Origin of the sequence: Klebsiella sp. 10982, from assembly GCF_048589245.1 — a bacterium.
In the GTDB taxonomy this organism is placed as follows: Bacteria; Pseudomonadota; Gammaproteobacteria; order Enterobacterales; family Enterobacteriaceae; genus Klebsiella; species Klebsiella quasivariicola.
The window spans coordinates 118,429-137,875 of the sequence record NZ_JBMAXV010000008.1 but is presented as its reverse complement, the minus strand read 5'-3'; the positions used below and the strand labels follow the sequence as shown (position 1 = coordinate 137,875).

Annotated in this window: 15 protein-coding genes and 1 pseudogene; 11 read left to right on the top strand and 5 right to left on the bottom strand. The window is 60.5% G+C overall.

Features of this window, described 5'->3' with window-relative positions; translation table 11 throughout:
* Positions 1-3 precede the first annotated feature (3 nt).
* The 3 genes from dtpD to ACKLKD_RS09855 all read left to right on the top strand — a co-directional run bounded on the left by dtpD (position 4) and on the right by ACKLKD_RS09855 (position 3,917).
* On the top strand, positions 4-1,479 hold the full coding sequence (gene dtpD, locus ACKLKD_RS09865; RefSeq protein WP_025714892.1) for a dipeptide permease DtpD: 1,476 nt from the start codon (positions 4-6) through the stop codon (positions 1,477-1,479).
* 331 nt (positions 1,480-1,810) lie between these two features.
* The gene (gene lysS / locus ACKLKD_RS09860) at positions 1,811-3,328 is read left to right on the top strand and encodes a lysine--tRNA ligase (RefSeq protein WP_004202393.1); all 1,518 of its coding nucleotides are present in this window, start codon (positions 1,811-1,813) and stop codon (positions 3,326-3,328) included.
* Between the two features lie 157 nt (positions 3,329-3,485).
* Entirely contained in the window at positions 3,486-3,917 is a 432-nt protein-coding gene (locus tag ACKLKD_RS09855; protein ID WP_087806312.1) for a cell envelope integrity TolA C-terminal domain-containing protein, read from the top strand.
* A gap of 44 nt (positions 3,918-3,961) precedes the next feature.
* Here the strand turns inward: ACKLKD_RS09855 and ACKLKD_RS09850 are convergent, their stop codons facing one another.
* The gene (locus ACKLKD_RS09850; RefSeq protein WP_087806310.1) at positions 3,962-4,387 is read right to left on the bottom strand and encodes a hypothetical protein; all 426 of its coding nucleotides are present in this window, start codon (positions 4,385-4,387) and stop codon (positions 3,962-3,964) included.
* A gap of 571 nt (positions 4,388-4,958) precedes the next feature.
* On the opposite strand from ACKLKD_RS09850, the gene iolE reads away from it, so the two are divergent.
* The 3 genes from iolE to ACKLKD_RS09835 are packed head-to-tail and all read left to right on the top strand — an operon-like array spanning position 4,959 to position 8,089.
* On the top strand, positions 4,959-5,879 hold the full coding sequence (gene iolE, locus ACKLKD_RS09845; RefSeq protein ID WP_087806308.1) for a myo-inosose-2 dehydratase: 921 nt from the start codon (positions 4,959-4,961) through the stop codon (positions 5,877-5,879).
* Entirely contained in the window at positions 5,876-7,048 is a 1,173-nt protein-coding gene (locus tag ACKLKD_RS09840; RefSeq protein WP_025714888.1) for a Gfo/Idh/MocA family protein, read from the top strand. The genes iolE and ACKLKD_RS09840 overlap by 4 nt, the downstream gene beginning before the upstream one ends.
* 9 nt (positions 7,049-7,057) lie before the next feature.
* Entirely contained in the window at positions 7,058-8,089 is a 1,032-nt protein-coding gene (locus ACKLKD_RS09835) for a Gfo/Idh/MocA family protein (protein WP_087806306.1), read from the top strand.
* Positions 8,090-8,754: 665 nt separating this feature from the next.
* On the opposite strand, the gene ACKLKD_RS09830 is transcribed toward ACKLKD_RS09835, so the two are convergent.
* Entirely contained in the window at positions 8,755-9,762 is a 1,008-nt protein-coding gene (locus tag ACKLKD_RS09830; protein WP_042930118.1) for a Gfo/Idh/MocA family oxidoreductase, read from the bottom strand.
* 101 nt (positions 9,763-9,863) lie between these two features.
* Between ACKLKD_RS09830 and ACKLKD_RS09825 the strand changes: the two genes are divergently transcribed.
* From ACKLKD_RS09825 to ACKLKD_RS09805, 5 genes and pseudogenes are all read left to right on the top strand, one after another.
* Positions 9,864-10,883, top strand: coding sequence for a LacI family DNA-binding transcriptional regulator (locus ACKLKD_RS09825; RefSeq protein WP_080896965.1), 1,020 nt, complete (start codon positions 9,864-9,866; stop codon positions 10,881-10,883).
* 430 nt (positions 10,884-11,313) lie between these two features.
* Positions 11,314-12,237 (top strand): sugar ABC transporter substrate-binding protein, encoded by a 924-nt coding sequence (locus tag ACKLKD_RS09820; protein WP_002892597.1) that lies wholly within the window; start codon positions 11,314-11,316, stop codon positions 12,235-12,237.
* Between the two features lie 32 nt (positions 12,238-12,269).
* Positions 12,270-13,754, top strand: coding sequence for a sugar ABC transporter ATP-binding protein (locus ACKLKD_RS09815; protein ID WP_004142660.1), 1,485 nt, complete (start codon positions 12,270-12,272; stop codon positions 13,752-13,754).
* A gap of 19 nt (positions 13,755-13,773) precedes the next feature.
* Positions 13,774-14,796, top strand: coding sequence for an ABC transporter permease (locus ACKLKD_RS09810; RefSeq protein WP_025714884.1), 1,023 nt, complete (start codon positions 13,774-13,776; stop codon positions 14,794-14,796).
* 184 nt (positions 14,797-14,980) lie between these two features.
* A pseudogene (locus tag ACKLKD_RS09805) lies at positions 14,981-15,590 on the top strand (hypothetical protein).
* Positions 15,591-15,637: 47 nt separating this feature from the next.
* Here ACKLKD_RS09805 and ACKLKD_RS09800 read toward each other — a convergent pair.
* From ACKLKD_RS09800 to ACKLKD_RS09790, 3 genes are read right to left on the bottom strand one after another with little or no spacing between them, the layout of a single operon-like run.
* On the bottom strand, positions 15,638-16,648 hold the full coding sequence (locus tag ACKLKD_RS09800) for a LacI family DNA-binding transcriptional regulator (RefSeq protein ID WP_165931833.1): 1,011 nt from the start codon (positions 16,646-16,648) through the stop codon (positions 15,638-15,640).
* Between the two features lie 23 nt (positions 16,649-16,671).
* Positions 16,672-18,072 carry a sucrose-6-phosphate hydrolase gene (locus tag ACKLKD_RS09795; protein ID WP_087806304.1) on the bottom strand — a complete coding sequence of 467 codons (1,401 nt, stop codon included), beginning with the start codon at positions 18,070-18,072 and terminating at the stop codon, positions 16,672-16,674.
* On the bottom strand, positions 18,072-19,442 hold the full coding sequence (locus tag ACKLKD_RS09790) for a sucrose-specific PTS transporter subunit IIBC (protein WP_025714536.1): 1,371 nt from the start codon (positions 19,440-19,442) through the stop codon (positions 18,072-18,074). The genes ACKLKD_RS09795 and ACKLKD_RS09790 overlap by 1 nt, the downstream gene beginning before the upstream one ends.
* Positions 19,443-19,447 lie beyond the last annotated feature (5 nt).

Sequence of the window (19,447 nt, the reverse complement as noted above, 5' to 3'; positions counted from 1 at the left end):
CCTATGAAAACACCCTCACAGCCGCGCGCGATTTACTACATCGTTGCGATCCAGATCTGGGAGTACTTCAGCTTTTACGGCATGCGTGCCTTACTCATCCTTTATCTCACCCACCAGCTTGGCTTTGACGACAGCCACGCCATCAGTCTGTTCAGCGCTTACGCATCTTTAGTTTACGTTACCCCTATTCTCGGCGGCTGGCTTGCCGACCGCCTGCTCGGCAACCGCACGGCGGTGATTGCCGGGGCGCTGTTAATGACCCTCGGCCACGTGGTGCTGGGCGTCGAGTCGACCTCCGCATGGAGTCTGTACGTCGCGCTGGCGATCATCATCTGCGGCTACGGCCTGTTCAAATCCAATATCAGCTGCCTGCTCGGCGAACTGTACGCTCACGACGACCCGCGTCGCGACGGCGGTTTCTCGCTGCTGTACGCTGCCGGCAACGTCGGGTCGATCGCCGCGCCCATCGCCTGCGGACTGGCGGCGCAGTGGTACGGCTGGCATATCGGCTTTGCGCTGGCGGGGATCGGCATGTTTATCGGCCTGATGATTTTCTTAAGCGGCAGCCGCCATTTCCGGCATACCCGCGGCGTCGATAAACCGGCGCTGCGGGCAGTGAAATTCGTACTGCCGACCTGGGGCTGGCTGCTGGTGATGCTGTGCCTGGCGCCGGTGTTCTTCACGCTGCTCCTGCAAAACAACTGGTCCGGCTATCTGCTGGCGATCGTCTGCCTGTTCGCCGCCCAGATGGTGGCGCGGATCATGATCAAAGCCCCGGAGCATCGTCGCGCGCTGTGGCAGATCGTCCTGCTGATGCTCGCCGGAACGCTGTTCTGGGTGCTGGCGCAGCAGGGCGGCAGCTCAATTAGCCTGTTTATCGACCACTTCGTCAATCGTCGCCTGCTGAACTGGGACGTGCCGACCGCGCTGTTCCAGTCGGTTAACGCGGTGGCGGTGATGGCGGCTGGCGTGGTGCTGGCGTGGCTGATGCGCCCGGAAGGCAGCGTGCGTTCGGTGCTGCGTGTCTGGCTGAAATTCGCCTTCGGCCTGCTGCTGATGGGCGGCGGCTTTATGCTGCTGGCGCTCAATGCCCGCCACGGCGCCGCTGACGGCCAGGCCTCGATGGGCATGATGGTCGCCGGGCTGGCGATGATGGGCTTTGCCGAACTGTTTATCGACCCGGTGGCGATGGCGCAAATCACCCGTCTGAACATGCCCGGCGTCACCGGCGTATTAACCGGCATTTATATGCTGGCCACCGGCGCGGTGGCCAACTGGCTGGCGGGCGTGGTCGCCCAACAAACCACCGAATCGCAAATCAGCGACACGGCGATTGCCGCCTATCAGCATTTCTTCTCGCAGATGGGCGAATGGACCCTCGGCTGCGTGGCGGTGATGGTCATTATCGCCTTTGCCGCGGCCTGTAGCGTCGGCAAACGCCGTGCGGCTGCCGGTGAAGTTCCCGGCGGCGGCGCCTGACGCTCGTCCCGGCTGGTGGCGTAAACGCTTTATCCGGGCCGCGATTCGTCGCCCCGGTAAGCGCAGCGCGACCGGGGGCATGACATCAACAGCGGAGCGCGAAGTCGCTCCTTGCACAGCGTAGTGAACAGGAGGAGGATATTCTGGCAGGCGCGGAAGCCAACGATAAAAAATACCGTTAGTGAAGGCATAGCTGAGTGAGATCAGCTTGAAGTGAAGCCAGAGTCGTTACTCTTGTTCTTCGGCGTCAGGCCGGGAGCAGGCCGCGCGGAAGGGTGACCTGGTTCAATTTATCGAAGCTAGTTTGAAAGCAAGGTTATGAGGAATCCATATGTCTGAACAACAAGCACAAGGTGCCGATGAGGCCATTGACCTTAATAATGAACTGAAAACTCGTCGCGAAAAACTGGCTGCGCTGCGTGAGCAGGGCGTAGCCTTCCCCAACGACTTCCGTCGCGATCACACCTCTGACCAATTGCACGCTGAATTCGATGCGAAGGACAACGATGAACTCGCTTCCCTGAACGTTGAGGTTGCGGTGGCCGGCCGGATGATGACCCGCCGCGTGATGGGCAAAGCCTCCTTCGTCACCCTCCAGGACGTCGGCGGCCGCATTCAGCTGTACGTCGCGCGCGATGATCTGCCGGAAGGCGTCTACAACGAACAGTTTAAAAAATGGGACCTCGGCGACATCATCGCCGCCCGCGGCAAACTGTTCAAAACGCAAACCGGCGAACTCTCGATCCACTGCACCGAGCTGCGTTTGCTGACCAAAGCCCTGCGCCCGCTGCCGGATAAATTCCACGGCCTGCAGGATCAGGAGGTCCGCTATCGCCAGCGTTATCTGGATCTGATCGCCAACGAAGAGTCGCGTCATACGTTCCGTATCCGTTCGCAGATCCTCGCCACCATGCGTCAGTTCATGGTGGCCCGCGGCTTTATGGAAGTGGAAACCCCGATGATGCAGGTGATCCCTGGCGGCGCGTCCGCCCGTCCGTTTATCACCCATCACAACGCCCTGGATCTGGATATGTACCTGCGCATCGCGCCGGAACTGTATCTGAAACGTCTGGTGGTCGGCGGTTTCGAACGCGTGTTTGAAATCAACCGTAACTTCCGTAATGAAGGGATCTCCGTACGCCATAACCCAGAGTTCACCATGATGGAACTGTATATGGCGTATGCGGATTACAAAGACCTGATCGAACTGACCGAGTCGCTGTTCCGCACCCTGGCGCAGACGGTGCTGGGCAAAACCGAAGTGCCGTATGGCGACCAGGTGTTTGACTTTGGCAAGCCGTTTGAAAAACTGACCATGCGTGAAGCGATCAAGAAACACCGTCCGGAAACCAACATGGCGGATCTGGATAACTTCGACGCAGCGAAAGCGCTGGCGGAATCTCTCGGTATTCAGGTAGAGAAAAGCTGGGGTCTGGGGCGTATCGTCACCGAAATCTTCGATGAAGTGGCGGAAGCACACCTGATCCAGCCAACCTTTATCACCGAATACCCGGCGGAAGTTTCCCCGCTGGCGCGCCGCAACGACGTCAACCCGGAAATCACTGACCGCTTCGAATTCTTCATCGGCGGCCGCGAAATCGGTAACGGTTTCAGCGAGCTGAACGATGCCGAAGACCAGGCGCAGCGCTTCCAGGATCAGGTGAACGCCAAAGCGGCGGGCGATGACGAAGCGATGTTCTACGACGAAGACTACGTGACCGCCCTCGAGTACGGCCTGCCGCCGACCGCCGGTCTGGGTATCGGTATCGACCGCATGGTGATGCTGTTTACCAACAGCCATACTATCCGCGACGTGATCCTCTTCCCGGCCATGCGTCCGCAGAAGTAATCCGTTACACGCTCTCCCGGCCTGCGCCGGGAGGGCCTGTGTGCATTATTTCCTTCCTGTCGTTTTCCCTGCTTTATGAACCGCTAACCGCTATTTATCGGGATGTTTTGCCGTGGCCAGACGCGCGACAATAGGGGCCATTTCGCAAGGAGACGCTATGAGCAAATTCGGTATTGCCCTCATGACCGCGGCGGCTATTAGCCTGCTGAGCGGCTGCCAGGCAGCGAAGGAGAAGCATCCGACGCAGGAGGAACTGATCCGCCAGATGCAGCAGCGGGCCGCGGCCCCGGATACGCACCCACTGCCGCCGGGCAAAGCCACGCAGGAGCAACTGATGCGCTACGCCTTCGCGCTCAGAGAGGCGGTTATGGTTCAATTGCCCAACAGCGCGCGCTACCAGGGGAAAATATGCTCCGTGCGGCTGTCGCTTAACCGCAGTGCAAAACTGACCGGACTGCAGCAGGAGGGGGGCGATCCGGCGTTCTGCGCGGTAGTGAGCGATGCTGTACTGCGCACAACCTTCCCGCCTTTTGCCAGCGAAGGGGTCTACCAGATCTTTAACCATCCGCTACTGGATTTTAAGCCTTAGCGCACCCGGCTTTCCGCCCCCGCCGGCCGGCAGGGGCGATGCGATTACAATACTTTTTGCAACGTGCCGCGCTGGCTGCCGTTTTTCCAGACGCCGTTAAAGGCGTCGTTGAGGGTAAACGCTGAGTTTTGCACCCGGAAGGTCAATTTGCCCTGGCTGGCTTTCGCGTCCTCAACCAGATGGCCGCGGGTTTTCACCGTTTTAGCGGTGACGACAATCTCATCAATTTTATTGCCATACTCCGTATAAACATACCAGGTGCCCACCCAGGGGTCGAAGCCGCTGCTGGCGTGCTGCGCGGCGGCGGCATTCTCAGCTTTGGATTTATGAATATCGCAGGTGGTCCCGTCGGTCATCTGCGTGCAGCCGGAACGTTCAAGCTGTTCCCGGTATTTCGCGCTAATGGCATGGGCCGGCGCGGCGGCGATCAGCGCCAGGGTCAGGGTGGTGAAAAGCCAGGTCTTATTCATCTTCTTGTTTCTCATCGCGATAGCGGCGTGCAGGGTCAAAGAGAGTGATATACATCGTTGTATTCTCCCGTTGGCGTCATAATAAAATAACCTCAGCCCTTCCTGAAAATAATAAACAGGACGCTGAAGGGTTATTTATTGGTAAAACATCAAGGCCGAATGCTTATTTTACAGGCCGACCTTCCCGCTGCTTGTCATATTATTGCAGAGAGAATGTTAATTATTTGATGTTTTAAAAGTGGTTATTTGTCATTCAGGCAAATAACAGCAGGCCTGGCCTGGGCGCACGGCAAAAGCCCGCGCCGGTGCAGTGTTGAGTTTTTTTCATATTGCTATCATCATATTTCGAATGAAAGGGATAACCTCGAAAGCGGGTTATTAAGCCAGTAATTTTTATCCGCAAAATAAGCCGGCGGCAAGCATTATTTCCATTTATTTTTCAGGGTTACCTGAAATAGCGAATATACCGCCAGCGTAATGATGAATTTCCATCATTTCTCCGTTTTCATCGTCGGTCGTCGCCTGCTTATAGTGACGCCAAACAAGACCACAGAGTGGAAAGGAGAACAAGATGGCGACAGAGCATCTGCAGTGGGGCGTGAGCCCCCTGTGCTGGACTAACGATGTGCTGGAGGATTTAGGCGGTGATATTCCCCTGGATACCTGCCTGCGCGAGGCGCGGGAGGCGGGCTATCAGGGCATTGAATTAGGACGGAAATTTCCCCGCCAGGCAGAAACGCTGGGCCCGCTGCTGGCGGCGGCCGACCTGCGCCTGGCGTCCGGCTGGTACAGCGGCTTGCTGGCCGACCGCAGCGTGGAAGCGGAGCTGGAGGCGGTGCGGGAGCACGCGCAGCTCCTCCGGCAGCTCGGCGCGAGGGTGATGGTTTACGGCGAGTGCGGGCAACTGCCGGGTGAAACCCCGCTTGATGAGCCTATTTCACTCTCGCCGCCGTTAAGCCGTGTCAGCCTGGCGGCGTATTGCCACAAGCTAAATACCTTTGCCGACCTGCTGCTGCGCGACTATGGCCTCCAGCTGGCCTATCACCATCATCTGATGATGCTGGTGGAGCACGATGACGAGCTGGAGCGGTTTCTGTCCCATACCCATGACAACGTCGGGCTGGCGTTTGATACCGGACACGCCTTTGTCGCCGGGGTCGAGATCCCGCGCGTGCTGCAAAAATATGGCCACCGTATCCGCCATCTGCATCTGAAAGACGTCCGTCCGCAGGTGCTGGGGCGCCTGTATCGTGAAAACCTGAGCTTTAACGAGGCGGTGCGCGCCGGACTGTTTACCATTCCCGGCGACGGCTGCATCGACTATACGCCGATCCTCGACTTTGTCCGGGACAGCGACTATCGCGGCTGGCTGATTATCGAAGCCGAGCAGGACCCGACGATGGCGCCGCCGCTGGCCACCGCCCGCCGCGCCTTTGCCTGGCTGGCACACCATTTATCTTCCCCTTCACCGTCAGAGGAGCACGCAGCATGAGCGCGCGGTTAAATATCGGTCTTATTGGCTCGGGTTTTATGGGGCAGGCGCACGCCGACGCGTACCGTCGCGCGGCCATGTTCTATCCCGATCTGCCGAAGCGCCCGCATCTCTACGCGCTGGCGGATCAGGATCAGGCGCTGGCCGAACGCCATGCGGCGAAACTGGGGGCAGAAAAGGCCTACGGCGACTGGCGCGAGCTGGTAAACGATCCACAGGTTGACGTGGTGGATATCACCTCGCCGAACCATCTGCACTACACGATGGCGATGGCGGCGATCGCGGCGGGTAAACATGTCTATTGCGAGAAGCCGCTGGCGGTTAACGAGCAGCAGGCGCAGGAAATGGCGCAGGCGGCGCGGCGAGCGGGCGTGAAGACCATGGTGGCCTTTAACAACATTAAAACCCCGGCGGCGCTGCTGGCAAAGCAGATTATCGCCCGGGGCGATATTGGCGAACCGGTGCGCTTTCGCGGCACCTTTGATCAAGGGTTTTATAACGACCCGAACCTGCCCTGGTCCTGGCGCTGCTCGAAAACCCTCGGCGGCAGCGGGGCGCTTGGCGACCTCGGCGCCCATACCCTGTCCGTCGCCCAGTTTTTGCTGGGCGGGATCCGCGAAGTGACCGCCAGCGCGCAAACCTGCCTGCGACAGCGTCCGGTACCGCAGAGCGATGCCGGGTATGCCAGCCGGGTCGCGGCCGATGCCGAGTGGCGGGAAGTGGAAAATGACGATCAGGTTCAGTGCCTGGTCACTTTCGACAGCGGTGCGGCGGGAGTGATAGAGGCCTCGCGCATTGCCGCCGGGCGGATCTTCGGCGTGTTCTGGGAGGTCTCCGGCACCGAAGGCACGCTGTATATGGACGGGGAGCGCTTTAACGAACTGCAGGTGTATCGCTTCAACGATGATAAACACGACCGCGGCTTTAAGACGCTGTATGCCGGGAGCCAGATCCCGGCCTATGCCGGCTTCTTCGGCTTCGATTTTGGCGGCGGCGGGCTGGGCTATTTTGACGTCAAGGTGATCGAAGTACATGACCTGGTGCAGGGGATCTGCGGGGACGACGACTGCTATCCCAACTTTGAATTTGGTTTGCAGAATCAGCGCGTGCTGTCGGCGATTGAATCCTCGATGGCCAGCCGTCGCTGGGTGAACGTGGTTAAAGACTAAGGAGCCGCTATGTTTCCCTCACACTTACCGACCCCGCGCCGCCCGGCGGCGCAGAGCATTCCCTCCCTGCGCTGGGGCATTATCGGTCCCGGCTGGATCGCCGAGCGCTTTATTCATGCATTGAAAACCTACAGCCGGCAGCAGGTGGTGGCGGTGGCCTCCCGCAGCCAGGCGAAGGCCGAGCGGGTGGCCGCGGAATGGGGTATCCCCCAGGCTTACGGCCAGGTGGAGGAGATGCTGGCGCGTCCGGATATTGATGCGGTGTATATTGCAACGCCGCACAACCATCATTTTCCCGACGGCATGCAGGCGCTGAAGGCGGGAAAACACGTGCTGATTGAGAAGCCCTTCGCGCTCAACCTTGGCGAAGGGCGTGAGCTGCAGGCCGAAGCCGCCCGCCAGGGAAAACTGGCGCTGGAGGCGATGTGGTGCGATTACGCGCCGAAATATGATGTGATCCGCCAGCTGCTGGCGGATGGGGCGCTCGGTGACCTGCATACCCTGCTGGCCGATCACGGCGAGTATTTCACCCCCGACCACCGCATCTTCAATGCCGACCTTGCCGGCGGGCCGATGATGGATCTCGGCAGCTATCTGACCTCGTTTGCGCTGATGGTGGGCGGCATGCCGCAGGAGATTGTCGCCCGCGGCAGCGCTACGGCGGAGGGGCTTAACGGCCAGACGTCGATGCTGTTCGGCTGGCAGAACGGGATGCAGGGGTTGTTAAACACCACATTATTCAGCAACACGCCGGGCGGGGCGGTGGTGGCCGGACGTCAGGCGACCCTGACGATCGACGGCCAGTTTTACGCCCCCGGCGGCTTCACGCTCGCCGCCAGCCAGGGCGGGCAGGCGCTGCGCTGGGAAGAGCCGCGCAATCGCTACGACCAGCTGTTCTGGCAGGCGGAGCATTTTGCCTGGTGCATCGGGCAGGGGTTGCAGGACTCGCCGCTGCGGCCGCTCAGTCGGGTGCTGCAGAATCTGCAGGTGATGGATGAGGTGCGGCGCCAGGTGGGCGCGGTGTTTAACGAAGAACGCTAAGGAGCCGGCCGGGCGTTGGTTTGCAGATAGGGCGAGCGTGTCTGCCATTGCCCGGCACCAGGACGCGCACAGTGCCGGATGTCTGGTGCCCGGCGGCGCTGCGCTTGCGCGGGCCTACGATTTTACTGCAACTGTTTGATATTAAAGAGGATTAATGCCTGTGTTATGTAGGCCGGGCAAGGCGTCGCCGCCGCCCGGCATAAAAGCAGCTCCGCGTCGGCTGTTCTTGCCCGGCGGCGCTGCGCTTGCGCGGGCCTACAATTTTACTACAACCTTTTGATATTACAGTGTATTAATGCCTGTGTTATGTAGGCCGGGCAAGGCATCGCCGCCGCCCGGCATAAAATCGGCTCCGCACCCGCTGTTCTTGCCCGGCGGCGCTGCGCTTGCGCGGGCCTGGGATTTTACTGCAACCGTTTGATATTACAGTGTATTAATGCCTGTGTTATGTAGGCCGGGCAAGGCGTCGCCGCCGCCCGGCATAAAACGGCTCCGCGTCGGCTGTCCTTGCCCGGCGGCGCTGCGCTTGAACGGGCCTGGGATTTTACTGCAACCGTTTGATATTACAGTGTATTAATGCCTGTGTTATGTAGGCCGGGCAAAGCGTCGCCGCCGCCCGGCATAAAGGCTGGTACTGCGCCAGATAGCGGTTGCCTCGTACCCGCTCAGCGACAGTCGTCGACGGCGACAAACTGGCCGCGCTGCAGGGACTGAACCGCCGCTTCGGCAATGGCCTGCGCCTGCAGGCCGTCCAGCAGGCCGGGCAAATCGGCCACGGTTTCACCATTCAGAGAACGAATAAAGGCGTCAAGATGCTGGTAATAAGATCCCTGTACCCGGCTGAACCAGTCCGGCCACAGGCCCGGCTCAATGCGCTGATTGCCGCGCCACAGGGTAGGGCCCGCCGGCGACTGGCTGCCGGACTCCAGCGCGCCTTCGGCGCCCAGCAGCGTGATCCGTTCATCGTACCCGTGGCCGGTGCGGCGGGTGTTGTCCAGCTGCGCCAGCGCGCCGCCGCGCATCTGCATCATCAGGATGGAGGTGTCGACATCGCCAAATTCGGCGATGTCTGGCAGGGCCAGCGCCGCGCCCATCGCCGCCACGGTGCACACCTCATCGCCGGTGAGAAAGCGCAGGAGATCGAAGAAGTGGATCGCCTGATCGCGCATCTGGCCGCCGGAGCTGCGCAGATAATCGAGCGGCGGCATGCTGGAGGCGCGGCAGACCATCTGCACCAGCTCAACCCGGCCGATCAGCCCTTGCTCCAGCTGGCGGCGGAGCTGCTGATGGCTGCTGTCGAAGCGCCGGTTAAAGCCGACGGTCACCGGCACGTTCAGGGGGAGCACCCGCTCCACCACCTCACGGGCGCGCGCCAGGGAGAGGTCGATCGGTTTTTCGCAATAGACCGCCTTGCCCGCCCGGGCGGCGGCTTCCAGCAGTTCGGCATGCGACGGGGTGGAGCTGGCGATCAGCACCGCGTCGATGGCGTCGCTGTGGATCGCCTCGCTCACCGTCACCGCCCGGGCGCCATAGCGGGCGGCCAGCGCCTGGGCGCGCTCCGGGGCGGCATCGGCCACCATCGTCAGCGCACTTCCTTCATGACGGGCAACACTGGCGGCATGAACCTGACCGATAAAACCACTGCCTATCAGGGCAAAACGTTTGCAGATCATTTTTTTCTCCAGAAGAAGAAGGGGACGCTGCCACCATAATCGGTTTGCTAAACTTACTGACACTGCCGTTTTGATGGATTTCCATCATGAAGAGAGGGGCGATGAAAAACATGTCACTGGCGATGCTGGCCAGACAGATTGGCGTCGGCGTGGCTACCGTTGATCGGGTGCTGAACGAGCGCGGCGGCGTATCGCCGCAGACTACGCGCAAAGTGCTGCAGGCGGCGCGCGAGGCGGGGCTGAAGCGGATCCTGCCGGAAGAGCACCGCTTTCCCTGGCAGGTTGAGGTCTTTCTCAGCAGCAATGACTCGTTCTTCTTTCCGCAGCTGGCGCAGGATTTTGCCGCCGTGGCGGATAGCCTCGGCTATCGCCGTCTGACCCTGCACCGCACCTTTGTCCCGGAGTCGCAGCCGACGACCCTGGCCCGGCGCATTGTGCGCAGCTGCCAGCAGCGTCAGGGGATTATCGTCTTCGGCAATGACCATCCCGCGGTGCACGACGCGCTGCGCCGCTGCAGGGAGGCGGGCGTTCCGGCGATCACCCTGGCGACGGACCTGCCGGGCGCCGACCGGCTCTGCCACGTGGGGATCAATCAGCTGCAGGCTGGCCGCACGGCGGGGTTAATGCTGGGGAGAATGACGCCGCGGCCCGGCGAGGTGCTGATGGTCAGCGGCCGGCAAGATTACAGCGCGCATCGCCTGCGCATTCAGGGGTTCCGCGAGGTGCTGAGCCAGCGCTTTCCCCACCTGCAGCTCAGCGACGTGCTGGCGGGCGAGGAGCGGCGGGAGCAGATCACCCGCCTGCTGGAACAGGCCCTGTGCCGCAGCCGGAATATTGTGGGGATCTATAACACCGGGCTTGGCAATACCCAAATTGCCGAGGCGCTGGCCCGCCACCGCCGCGAAGGCGACGTCTGCTGGATCACCCATGAGCGTTACAACACCACCCGCCAGCAGCTGGCGAAGGGGAGTCTGGCGTTAACGCTCGATCAGAACACCCGACAGCACGCCCAGCTGGCGATCGACCTGATGCTGCGCCATCTGGAGTCCGGCTATCAGCCGCAAACCTATGCCGACGGTAAAGTCGACTTTATCCTCTACAGCGCCGAAAACGTCGACTGAGACGGTCGGCGCGTCTTCCTCCCGACCCCCGATGACTCCCGGCGGGTAAATGCCACCCCGTGTGGAGTGAGATCGCGTCAAAGCGTTGTCTGCCTCTCATTTTTCGCTCATTTATGCAGCAATGTTAGATGTCTGTCAAAATTCTGTTACTGCATAGTTTTAAAATTTTCATTTCAGTTATTTACTTATAAAAGTTTCAAATGTCTTGTTAATGAAATAAATGGTCTGTAATTCGCGGTGCGGCATAAATGGACTGACGTTTCAAAAAAGTGATGATAAAACAGCCGTCATTTGTGATTCCGATCACGACGAATGGCGAAAAACACCGCCGACCCGTCGCCATCACAGCAGACATTTGCCGCAATCTGACTGAAATTAATTTTTCATTTTGTTTCATTCACCGGCGTACCTACAAAATCAAGGATCAACTATGAATATTAAGAAAACGATTGTTGCCTCTTTGTTAGCCTGCATGCTGCCTGCGGTGGTTATGGCAAAAGACGTCTCTATTGGCGTCTCAATGGCGCTGTTTGACGATAACTTCCTGACGATCCTGCGGACCTCGATGCAAAAAGAGATGAAAAAAGATGGCGTTAAATCGCAGATCGAGGACGCGAAAGGCGATGTATCCCAACAGCTGCAGCAGGTGCAGAACTTTATCGGTCAGGGGGTGGACGCCATTATCGTCAACCCGGTGGATACCAACGCGGTGAAACCGATCATGGATCAGGCCACCAAAGCCGGGATCCCGCTGGTATTTGTGAACCGCCGTCCGCAGGCGGAGCTGACCGACAAGATGGCCTATGTGGGGTCGGATTCCATTCTCGCCGGCCGTCTGCAGATGGAAGCGCTGGCGAAAGCGATGAACGGTAAGGGCAATGTGGCGATCCTGCTCGGCGACCTGGCGAATGAATCCACTCGCGACCGCACCAAAGGGGTGGAAGAGGTCGTCGCCAAATACCCGAACATCAAAATCGTCCAGAAGCAGACCGCGAAATTTACCCGCAATGACGCGGTGGACGTGGTCAGCAACTGGATGACCAGCGGTGAGGATATCCAGGCCATCGCCTCCAACAACGATGAAATGGCGATCGGCGCCCTGCAGGCGCTGGGCAAAAACCCGAACCATATTCTCATCGCCGGCGTGGATGGCACCCCGGATGCCCTGCAGATGCTGAAGAGCGGCAAGATGATCGCCACCATCTTCCAGGATGCGAAAGGCCAGGGTGAAGGCGCAGTCGACGCGGCCATCAAGCTGGCGAACGGCGAGAAAGTGGAAAAAATCATCGACGTGCCGTATCAGCTGATCACCAAAGAGAACATGGCTGAATTTACCAACCGTAATCAGAAATAGTCCTGGCCAACCTGTGGTACGGAGGTGGATGTATGAACGCTTTTGCCCTTGAAGCCGAAGGTATCAGTAAGTTCTTCCCCGGCGTGAAGGCGCTCGATAACGTCTCATTGCGCGTGCGTCCGGGAACGGTGCATGCCCTGATGGGCGAGAACGGCGCCGGTAAATCCACGCTGATGAAGTGCCTGATCGGTATCTATCGCCCCGATAAAGGATCCATTCGCGTGAAAGGTGAGCCGGTGGAGTTTACCGACACCATGGATGCACTGCGCTCGGGGATCTCAATGATCCACCAGGAGCTGAATCTGGTGCCGCATATGACGGTGGCGGAGAATATCTGGCTGGGGCGCGAGCCGATGAAGTACGGCTTTGTCGACCACGGCCAGCTGACCCGCCAGACCCAGGCGCTGCTGGATAAGCTCAATATCCGCTTAACCGCCGACCGGCTGGTGGGCGACCTGAGCATCGCCGCCCAGCAGATGGTGGAGATTGCCAAAGCGGTCTCGTGGAACGCGGATATCGTGATCATGGATGAGCCGACCTCGGCGCTGACCGAAGGCGAGGTGGCGCACCTGTTCACCATCATCCGCGACCTGCGCGCCCAGGGCAAAGCGATCATCTATATCAGCCACAAAATGGATGAGATCTTTGCCATTACCGACGAGATCAGCGTGTTTCGCGATGGCACCTGGGTGGGGAGCAAAAACACCACCGAATTTACCCGCCAGTCGCTGATCACCCAGATGGTGGGCCGCGAATTAACCCAGCTGTTTCCGAAATTTAATAACACCATCGGCGAAGAGGTGCTAACGGTGCGCAACCTGACGCGCCAGGGCGTGTTTCATGACGTCAGCTTTAGCGTGCGGCGGGGCGAGATCCTTGGCGTGGCCGGGCTGGTGGGCGCCGGGCGCAGCGAGGTGATGGAAAGCCTGTTCGGTATGGAACGCTTCGACAGCGGCGAAGTGCTGATCGACGGAGCGCCGGTGACCATTGATTCCCCCTCCGTGGCGATTGAAAAGGGGATGGCGTTATTAACCGAAGACCGCAAAAAGTCGGGCCTGTTTCTGGTGCTGTCGGTGCTGGAAAATATGAGTATCGTCAAAATGCCGGAATATATCGGCAAGAGCGGTTTTGTCCAGCACGTGAAAATGGCCGAAGACTGCATGGAGCAAATTCGCCGGCTCAATATTAAAACGCCGACGATGGATCAAATTATTAATAACCTCAGCGGGGGGAATCAGCAAAAAGTCCTGATTGCGCGCTGGTTGTTAGCGCAACCGAAAATCTTAATTCTCGATGAGCCGACCCGCGGTATCGACGTCGGGGCGAAGGCGGAGATTTATCATCTAATCAGTGAACTGGCGAATCGGGGGGTGGCGGTGATTATGGTCTCCTCTGAGCTGCCGGAAATCCTTGGCATGAGTGACCGGGTCATGGTGATGCATGAAGGCCGTATCACCGGCATCCTGGAAAAAGACGAAGCCGACCAGGAAACCATTTTGTCGTTGGCATCCCATTGAGGCACAGAGAATGAGTAATATGAAATTAACGGCGGCTCCGGCCAGCGAGGGTACCTCCTTCTTCGCTAATTTGCGGCATAAAATGCCGAAAGATACCGGCATCTTTGTGGTGATGCTGGTGATTGCCCTGACCTTTGAAATCGCCGGCTGGTATGTTCGCGACCAGTCGTTCCTGCTCAATACCAACCGCCTGGTGCTGATTGTGCTGCAGGTGGCGATTATCGGCATCATCGCCGTCGGCGTCACCCAGGTGATCATCACCACCGGGATTGACCTCTCCTCCGGCTCGGTTATTGCCCTTGCGGCGGTGGTGGCGGCGAGCCTGGCGCAAACCTCCGACAGCCTGTCGCCGATGTTCCCGGCGCTGGTCAACCTGCCGGCGGTGATCCCGATTTGCGCGGGGATCGGCGTTGGCCTGCTGTGCGGGCTGACCAACGGTTTTCTGGTGACGCGGACCGGTATTCCGCCGTTTATCGCCACCCTCGGGATGATGGTCTCGGCGCGCGGTCTGGCGCAGTATTACACTCAGGGCAACCCGATCAGCTTCCTCTCCGACAGCTTTACCGCGATAGGCCAGGGGGCGATGCCGGTGATTATCTTCTTCGTGATCGCCGCCGTGTTTCACATTGCGCTGAAGCATACCCGGTATGGCAAATATGTGTATGCCATCGGCGGCAACATGACCTCGGCCAAAGTGTCCGGCATCAACGTGAATAAGTATCTGGTGATCGTCTACACCATCGCCGGGGCGCTCTCCGGGCTGGCGGGAGTGGTGCTGGCGGCGCGCGTCAGCAGCGGCCAGTCGAGCATGGGGATGTCCTATGAGCTGGACGCGATTGCCGCCGCGGTGATCGGCGGCAGCAGCCTGATGGGCGGGGTGGGGCGTATTACCGGCACCCTGATTGGCGCGATGATCCTTGGCCTGATCAAAAGCGGCTTTACCTTTGTCGGCGTCGATGCCTATGTGCAGGATATTATTAAAGGCATCATTATCGTCGCGGCGGTGACTATCGACATGCGTCGCAACCGGAAAAAACACTAATCTTATCAACGGGCGGTAACGGCGAAGGACGTCGTTGCCGCCCGTCCTGTCCAGAAATAAACAAAATACGCCCCGCCAGCCGCGGCCTGTCTGTTTTGCCCGCCCGGCTCATCCTGTACAGTTTTGCCACTTCTGTTGCCCATTCGTCAGAGGCCCACGCGTGGCCTTTTGTTTCTGGAGTCGTATGAATACACCATCCGTCGTCAAACCCTCGCCGCTCTGGCGACCGGCAAGCTGGGGCATTATCGTCACGTTGATCGCCGGCCTGGCGATCCTGGCGCTCGGTCGGGGCGTGAATTGGCCGGCCAGAGAGGTTTACCGGGAGATGCAGACCCGCCAGCTGGAGGAGGATGCGCAGTGGGTCGCGCAACGCCTTGAGCGGCGAATGAACACCCCGGCGCGGCAGCGGGAAATCGCCTGGCCGCTGGCGGCGATGCGCGCCGAACTCCATACCCTCGCCCGGCAGCGGCATTATCAGCTGCTGCTGGTGAATGGCGACGGGCATCTGCTGGCGGCGTCGCATGCGCTGCCGGCCAGCGTGCTGGCCCAGGTGCAGGCGCAGTTCCCCGGGGAGATGCAGCCCCCGCTGTTCGGCAGCCATTACCAGACCATTCAGCCATTCGCCCCACACCAGCGGATGCTAACCCGCGCGCTGAACGGCGAGGCGGGGCTGGCGGGCTGGAATCTGGTGATGCTGGCGCCGGACAGCGGGTTGCCCTCGTTGCTGGCGGCTTACCGCTGGCCGGTGACGATCGGCCTGGGCATGCTGTTTGCCGGCGTGCTGCTGGCGATGAGGCCGGCGGCGCGCGCCCGGCGAAAGCGTTGACTGCCGACGGCGTCGTCAGGGATGGCGAATCTGCAGGGTAGCGGGCAGATAGCGCTGAAGCGGCTCCGGCGCCTGGCCGTCGATCAGCTGGCTCAGCAGATCGTAGCAGTGCCAGGCCAGCTGGCGATTATCCTGCTGCACGGTATCAATGCGCAGGGAAAGCGAATCATACAGATAGTGATCGTCGAAGCTGGCGAGATGAATATCGGAGTCCAGCAGATGGTGCTGGCTCATGTAGCGCAGCACCCCTTCGAGCAGACCGCAGGCCGCGGTAAACAGGGCCTTCGGCGGACGTCCCAGCCGCGCGCAGAGCGCCGCGAACATCTCATAGCCGGAGCTGGGGTGGTAGTTGCCGTTGATCACCCACTCAGGGCGCAGCGTGACTCCCGCCTGGGCCAGGCCCTGGGTGAACCCCGCCAGCCGGTCGCGCGACGGCGACAGCCGCGGCTGGCCGCCGAGAAACCAGAACTCATCCGCATGCTGAGGCGCAATGCGGGAGATCAGCTCGGCGGTTGGCGTCACCGAGTCGGTCATTACCAGCGGCAGGGCGCTGTCGCTGGGGGAGCGGTCAAACAGCACCACCGGCAGCTGTTCGCTGAGCTTCAGGTAGTCGGCATCGCTGTGCATGCACGAGGCGACGATCAGACCGTCAACCTGGCGGGCAATCATGTTATTGACCACCACGCTCTCCTGGCCGGGGTTTTCGTCGGTGCAGGAGATAAGCAGCTGCACGCCAGCTTCCCGGCAGAGCGTCTCAAGCTCATGGGAGAAAACGGCAAATCCGTAGTTGGTGATCTCCGGTACCACCAGGCCAATGGTATGGCTGCGGTTATCGCGCAGCGAGCGCGCATGAATGCTCGGCTGATAGTGCTGCTCGCGGGCGATCGCCAGCACGCGCTCGCGCGTCTCCTGCGCCACGCGCAGCTCTTTGCCACGGCCGTTGAGCACCAGACTGGCGGTCGCTTTGGAGACGCCCGCCAGTTCGGCGATATCTTTGATAGTTACGCGTTTGGTTTTCATCAGCACCCGGGAGCCTGAAAGCAAAACGCTTATTCTACCATGCATGGCCGCAGCAGCCAGCGGCAGAATGCCACCGGCGTCGCACCGCTGAAGATTAACTGCCCGGGATAGCCCGGGAAGAAGCGGCTGCTCATCACCCCTTCGCCATCGTTGATGAAAATCTCCACGCTGGAGCGGTCGATAAAGATCCGCAGGCGCCGCGCCGCGCCGCGCCAGTAGCGGTGATGCATCTCGGCGGTCTGCAGCCCGCGGCGCGACAGGCGTAAGCCGTCGCGATTGATGGTGAGCTGCAGGGCGCCAGCAAAGTCCAGCCCCAGCGTGCTGTCGGGGGCGATGTCAAAGGCCAGCTCCATCGGGGCGAGGGGCAGGGTCTGCCCGCGCCAGCCCTGGGCTTCCCCGCGCAGGGCGGTCAGCTCGCGCAGCGGACGCTGATACAGGGTGCCGGCCTGCCACTCCAGCTCACGCACGCAGGTCATCTGGTGGATCCAGCCCTGTGCGCGGGTGGGCTGATGCATCTCTTCCCCGTCCGGGACGCCCATCCAGCCGACCAGCAGGCGGCGGCCATCTTCGGCCTGCATGGTCTGCGGCGCGTAGAACTCAAACCCGCTGTCCAGCTCGTGCAGCGGGCCGTGGTCGAAGGTGCCGCGCTCGGCGTCGAAGCGGCCTGCCATCCACACCGCCGGATAGGTATTGAGAAAACGCTGCGCTTCGCGGGCCAGCCCCTGCGGGCAGCAGATCAGCAGGTGGGTGTCCGCCAGCGGAAAGAGATCCGGGCACTCCCACATATAGCCGCCGTTCGCCAGGCCGTTCACGCCATGTCCGGCGATCTCGCCCACCAGGCGCCACTCCCGCAGATCGCTGGCGGTAAACAGCAGCACTTTACCGTGCTGTTGCACATCCTGCGCGCCGAGAACCATGTACCAGCGCCCGTCCTGCTGCCACACCTTGGGGTCGCGTACATGGCCGGTGTAACCGTCAGGCAGCGGCAGCACCGGCCCCAGCTTGCGGAAGGTGCCATCGGCATTTTCCGTCGCCAGGCACTGCCAGGCGGTGCGCCCGCCGTCGGGGAATTTCACGTTGCCGGTGTAGCACAGGGTCAGGGCGCCCTCGAACTCAACCGCGCTGCCGGAGTAGCAGCCGTTGCGGTCATACTCTTCGTCCGGCATCAGGGCGATAGGTTCATGGCGCCAGTGCAGCAGATCGGCTGAACTCCAGTGTCCCCAGCACTTATAGGTATGGTCGCAGGCGAGCGGGTTCCACTGATAAAACAGGTGGTAACGCCCGGCAACCTGGCAAAAGCCGTTGGGATCGTTCAGCAGCCCGCTGACCGGCGCCAGATGCCATTGCGGGTAATGATCGTCGGCCAGCGCCTGCGGCTGGCCCTGCATAACGGCCTGCAGGATCGCAGGCAGGCGTGACGGTAGTGACATTATTCAGCGTCCGTTTTGTATTTCAGCGTCAGAGAGAGCATGAAGGCCACGACGAAGGCGATCGCCATTCCGATAATGTAGTTCAGCAGCGAGCTGGCCTGCACGATGGCCATCCCCGGGATCGCCGTCAGACCCACCGCGGTCATATAGACGTGCATCGACACCACCCAGGCGCCGCCGGCGGCACCGCCCACCAGCGCGGCGATGAACGGTTTCACAAAGCGCAGGTTAATCCCGAAGATTGCCGCTTCCGTGATCCCCAGCATCGCCGAAAACGCCGACGGCAGGGTGATGGCTTTGATTTTGGCATCTTTGGTTTTAAACCACACCGCAAAGCAGGCGCCGCCCTGAGCGACGTTGGCCATCGCCCAGATTGGCAGCAGGAAATTGACGCCAATCGACGGGTTGCCCAGCAGACCCGCCTCGATGGCGTGGAAGCTGTGATGGATACCGGTAATGACGATCACCGAATAGAGGCCGCCGAACAGCAGTCCCGCCAGCCAGCCGGCGTGGCTGATAAGCGTGCTGAGGATAAACGAAATACCGTCGCCGAGCGCGCGGCCGGCCGGGCCGATCAGCAGCAGGGCGATAAAGCCGGAGATAATCACCGTCAGGAACGGGGTGAGGATCAGGTCCAGCGCGTCAGGGATCACGCGGCGCAGCCGTTTCTCGACCATGCTCATAAACCACACCGCCAGCAGCACCGGGAAGACGGTGCCCTGGTAGCCGATCATCGCCACTTCGATGCCGAAGAAATTCATGGTGTGGAAGCCGGCGGCGACGCCCCAGGCGTTGGTCAGCGCCGGGTGGGTGAGGATCCCGCCAAGGGTCGCGCCCAGATAAGGGTTACCGCCAAATTCGCGGGCGGCGGTAAAGCCGATCAGGATCGGCAGAATGATAAACGCTGCCGAGCTGCACATATCCAGCATGATATAGATAGCATTGCTCGGGTCGACCCAGCCGTAGGTTTTCACCATCCCCAGCAGGCCCATCAGCAGGCCGGAGGCGACGATGGCGGGAATGATCGGTACGAAAATGTTGGACAGCAGGCGGGCGATGCGCTGGAACGGGTTCAGCTTTTTCGCGGCCAGGTCGGCGGCTTCGGATTTGCTTGATTCGCTGATGCCTGCGGCCTGGATAAAGGCGGCATAGACTTTATTGACCACCCCGGTGCCGAAGATGATCTGCATCTGTCCGGCATTGCGAAAGCAGCCTTTGACCCCGTCGATTTTGCCAATGGCCTGTTGGTCGGCGAGCGCGTCGTCGACCAGCACCAGCCGCAGGCGGGTGGCGCAGTGTGCGGCGCTGGCGATATTTTCCTTGCCGCCCAGCAGGGGAAGCAGTGAGCGGGAAATCTGATCAAAATCCATAGTAC

Bases quoted from the DNA above. Each gene is read 5' to 3' on its own strand.
- dtpD (WP_025714892.1), top strand. From the start codon at position 4: ATGAAAACACCCTCACAGCCGCGCGCGATTTACTACATCGTTGCGATC.
- lysS (WP_004202393.1), top strand. From the start codon at position 1,811: ATGTCTGAACAACAAGCACAAGGTGCCGATGAGGCCATTGACCTTAAT.
- ACKLKD_RS09855 (WP_087806312.1), top strand. From the start codon at position 3,486: ATGAGCAAATTCGGTATTGCCCTCATGACCGCGGCGGCTATTAGCCTG.
- ACKLKD_RS09850 (WP_087806310.1), bottom strand. From the start codon at position 4,387: ATGAATAAGACCTGGCTTTTCACCACCCTGACCCTGGCGCTGATCGCC.
- iolE (WP_087806308.1), top strand. From the start codon at position 4,959: ATGGCGACAGAGCATCTGCAGTGGGGCGTGAGCCCCCTGTGCTGGACT.
- ACKLKD_RS09840 (WP_025714888.1), top strand. From the start codon at position 5,876: ATGAGCGCGCGGTTAAATATCGGTCTTATTGGCTCGGGTTTTATGGGG.
- ACKLKD_RS09835 (WP_087806306.1), top strand. From the start codon at position 7,058: ATGTTTCCCTCACACTTACCGACCCCGCGCCGCCCGGCGGCGCAGAGC.
- ACKLKD_RS09830 (WP_042930118.1), bottom strand. From the start codon at position 9,762: ATGATCTGCAAACGTTTTGCCCTGATAGGCAGTGGTTTTATCGGTCAG.
- ACKLKD_RS09825 (WP_080896965.1), top strand. From the start codon at position 9,864: ATGAAAAACATGTCACTGGCGATGCTGGCCAGACAGATTGGCGTCGGC.
- ACKLKD_RS09820 (WP_002892597.1), top strand. From the start codon at position 11,314: ATGAATATTAAGAAAACGATTGTTGCCTCTTTGTTAGCCTGCATGCTG.
- ACKLKD_RS09815 (WP_004142660.1), top strand. From the start codon at position 12,270: ATGAACGCTTTTGCCCTTGAAGCCGAAGGTATCAGTAAGTTCTTCCCC.
- ACKLKD_RS09810 (WP_025714884.1), top strand. From the start codon at position 13,774: ATGAAATTAACGGCGGCTCCGGCCAGCGAGGGTACCTCCTTCTTCGCT.
- ACKLKD_RS09795 (WP_087806304.1), bottom strand. From the start codon at position 18,072: ATGTCACTACCGTCACGCCTGCCTGCGATCCTGCAGGCCGTTATGCAG.
- ACKLKD_RS09790 (WP_025714536.1), bottom strand. From the start codon at position 19,442: ATGGATTTTGATCAGATTTCCCGCTCACTGCTTCCCCTGCTGGGCGGC.